1 protein-coding gene is annotated in these 866 nt (G+C 47.2%); it reads right to left on the bottom strand.

Features of this window, described 5'->3' with window-relative positions; all coding sequences use genetic code 11:
- Positions 1–866, bottom strand: an 866-nt coding sequence (locus RN22_RS24390; RefSeq protein WP_046308524.1) for an Ig-like domain-containing protein, incomplete at both ends; no start/stop codon positions are given.

Raw genomic sequence — 866 nt, 5'->3', positions numbered from 1 at the left:
GAATAATCTTCGCCAAATTTTGCCTGATGGTAGCTGTCGTTGAAATTCAGACGAACAGTGGTGTCTTCAAGTGCTGCTTGGTCAAAATTGACTGTCCAACCTGGCGTTGTTCCGCCTTCTACGCCATCGCGTAGGTGAGTAACGGACTCTACCTTCGCCTTAAATATTGTGTAGGTCTCTGAATCAGAAACGGTGATGGAGTTCCCTGCATTGTCGATAGCCGTTACGCTAGCGGTAACGGTTTTATCACCTGCAGCAGCAAGATCTGCTCCGGAGACCGCAACCGAGAACGTATTATCAGACTTGACTACGCCCGTATAGTCTGTGCTGTTAACTGTCACGGTGACAATATCACCGGGTTTTACATCCCCTCGAACGACACCGGTTATATCGATGTTTTGCTGAGATTCCGCATAGTTTATTGCACCATCGCCAGCGATATTGGCATCCAGAGTGATGACAGCTTGTGCTGCGAGATCAACACCATAGCTCTGAGTGGAGGTGATAACGCCAGTATTACCTGCGGTATCAGTTGCTTCCAATTGGACATTGATGGTTGAGTTAGGATCGGCGACTAATTGGTTACCTGGAACCGAGATTGAGAACTGACCTGAAGAAGATACAGTACCCGAGAAGTCATTTCCGTTAACAGAAATAGTAACCAAATCTCCGGCTGTGAATTCACCAGAGACAGATCCAGTTACTGATATGGAACTGTTACTCTCTTCTGCGTTGACAATATTGTCTGCAGAAATTGGATTAATAGTGAGCTGAGTGGTTGTTGCACTTGGTGCGGTGGTATCAACGGTAAATCCGGTTTCTGTGCTTGATGCCGAGGTGTTACCTGCGGTGTCAGTCACGGTTGC

It is taken from the genome of Grimontia sp. AD028, from assembly GCF_000973155.1.
Classification (GTDB): Bacteria; Pseudomonadota; Gammaproteobacteria; order Enterobacterales; family Vibrionaceae; genus Enterovibrio; species Enterovibrio indicus.
This window is presented reverse-complemented; position numbering and strand designations above follow the sequence as displayed.